This window comes from Ruminococcus sp. YRD2003, assembly GCA_900109435.1.
Lineage (GTDB): Bacteria > Bacillota > Clostridia > Oscillospirales > Ruminococcaceae > Ruminococcus > Ruminococcus flavefaciens_G.
The window spans coordinates 1-2,217 of sequence record FNZT01000039.1; the positions used below are offsets into that span (position 1 = coordinate 1).

The 2,217-nt window shown below is 42.6% G+C and carries 2 protein-coding genes and 1 pseudogene; all 3 read left to right on the forward strand.

Translation table 11 applies throughout. The annotated features are described in order from the left end of the window. A pseudogene (locus BMX22_RS17015) lies at positions 1-516 on the forward strand (hypothetical protein); the annotation flags it as partial. Positions 517-521: 5 nt separating this feature from the next. Continuing rightward, entirely contained in the window at positions 522-1,763 is a 1,242-nt protein-coding gene (locus tag BMX22_RS15685; protein ID WP_074743564.1) for a restriction endonuclease subunit S, read from the forward strand. Continuing rightward, the coding region (locus BMX22_RS15690) for a type I restriction endonuclease (RefSeq protein WP_318259793.1) at positions 1,760-2,217 on the forward strand (458 nt) is incomplete at its 3' end. The genes BMX22_RS15685 and BMX22_RS15690, both read left to right, overlap by 4 nt.

Sequence of the window (2,217 nt, forward strand, 5' to 3'; positions counted from 1 at the left end):
GATAATCCTGATAATATCAGAGAAGATGCGGATAAACTGCTTTATGAAGGCGCAGTCGCTCTTACTGAAATGGAAGGAAAGGAGTTCATGAGCCTGTCCGAGCTTGAAACTGCTTTCAATAACAGCAAGCATATAACTGACAAGAAAAAGCGCTGCTGGAAGTATTTTGAGAAAATGGCAGGTATCTCTGCGTTCCTGCGCTCTGATTGCCCTGAAGCAGAGATATATTATGACAATAAAGGCAAACCTGTTGCAGATGCTTCAAAGCGTGACACGGAAAATGTTCCGCTGAGGGAGGATATTGACGAGTATTTCGCCCGTGAGGTGCTGCCTTATGCTCCCGATGCGTGGATAGACACGAAGAAGACAAAAGTCGGTTATGAGATACCTATGACACGCTATTTCTATGAGTATCAGGCACCTGAAAAGGTTGAGGATATAATGGCAAGGCTAAGCGGTATCGAAGCGGATATACAGGCAAGCCTTGCGGCACTGTTCGGGGGTGAACAGCAGTGAGAGCGATGAAAGACAGCGGTATTGAATGGATTGAGGAAATACCTGAAAAATGGGATATAGTTAAGCTTAAATACTATTCATATATGAAGGGCAGAATAGGCTGGCAAGGTCTTGGTTCAAGTGATTTTATTGATGAAGGACCATACTGTGTAACTGGTACTGATTTTATCAATGGTAAAGTAAACTGGGAAACGTGTTATCATGTCAGCGAAGAACGTTATGAAATGGACAAGTTCATACAAATTCAAGTAGGAGATTTGTTAATCACTAAAGATGGAACAATTGGAAAACTTGCGAAAATAACGGAATTACCAGATAAAGCTTGCTTAAACAGTCATTTGCTTATAATCCGTCCATTACATAATAGATTTTCAAACGAATATCTTTACTATGTTTTATCAAGTTATGTATTTTGGAAATATTATACTATTCATTCAAGTGGTTCAATAATGGCATCACTTTCTCAAGAAAAACTAAAAGACTTTTCATTTCCTGTACCCTCACTAAAGGAACAGCAATTACTTGTCTCCTACCTCGACCGCAAATGCGCCCATATCGACAACATCATCGAGAAAACAAAAGCATCTGTTGAGGAATACAAAAAGCTCCGTCAGGCTGTCATCACGCAGGCGGTTACAAAGGGCGTAAGAGGCGACAGACCGATGAAGGACAGCGGTATTGAGTGGATAGGGGAGATTCCGCAGGAGTGGGATATTATTTCCTTGAAGTATCTTTGTAATATGTATGCAGGAAAAAACCTTGTTTCAGAACAAATCGCACCAGAAGGAGAATATCCTGTTTACGGTGGAAATGGAATTCGAGGTTATTACAACGAATATAATTGCGAAGGCAATAACCTATTGGTTGGAAGGCAAGGTGCCTTATGCGGAAATGTACATAGAGTAAGTGGAAAATTTTGGGCTACAGAACACGCTGTTATTACAACAAACACCACTTATTGTATTATGGACTACCTTTTCTACTTGCTAATTGGTATGAATCTGAATCAATATGTTTCTTCAACAGCTGCACAACCAGGATTATCTGTGTCAACTATTCAGAATGTAAAAACTTGTTTTGTTCCATTTGAAGAACAACAAGAAATCGCCGAATATCTCGACAAAAAATGCACCGAGATAGACAGCCTTATATCCAAAAAAGAACAGTTCCTCACCGAGCTGGAATCCTATAAAAAATCCATGATATATGAATATGTCACGGGCAAAAAGGAGGTGCCGCAGGCATGAGCGTAGACGAGACCAACGAAAAACGCTTTGAATCCGATATCGAAGCCGATATGCTCGCAGGCGGATATACACGCAACAACGATACATACGACGCAGAAAACGCCCTCTACCTCGATACGCTGATACGCTTTGTCAAGGGTACTCAGCCCAAGTCGTGGCAGCGCTTTGAGCTCCAGAGCGGCACTCCCGAAAAGTTCGCAAAGGCTTTCCAGTCGGCAGTCGATATGGACGGACTGCTCGCCGTTCTGCGTAACGGCTTCAAGCACAGGGGCATTCCGTTCCGTGTGTGCTACTTTAAGCCCGAATCGGGACTGAATCAGACTGCCACCGACAACTATAACGCCAACGAGATAACCGTGAACCGCCAGTGGTACTACTCCGCCGATAATAAAAACAGTGTGGATATGGTCATTGCCGTGAACGGTATCCCTGTTTTCGCCTTTGAGCTGAAAAA

Bases quoted from the DNA above. Each gene is read 5' to 3' on its own strand.
- BMX22_RS15685 (WP_074743564.1), top strand. From the start codon at position 522: ATGAAAGACAGCGGTATTGAATGGATTGAGGAAATACCTGAAAAATGG.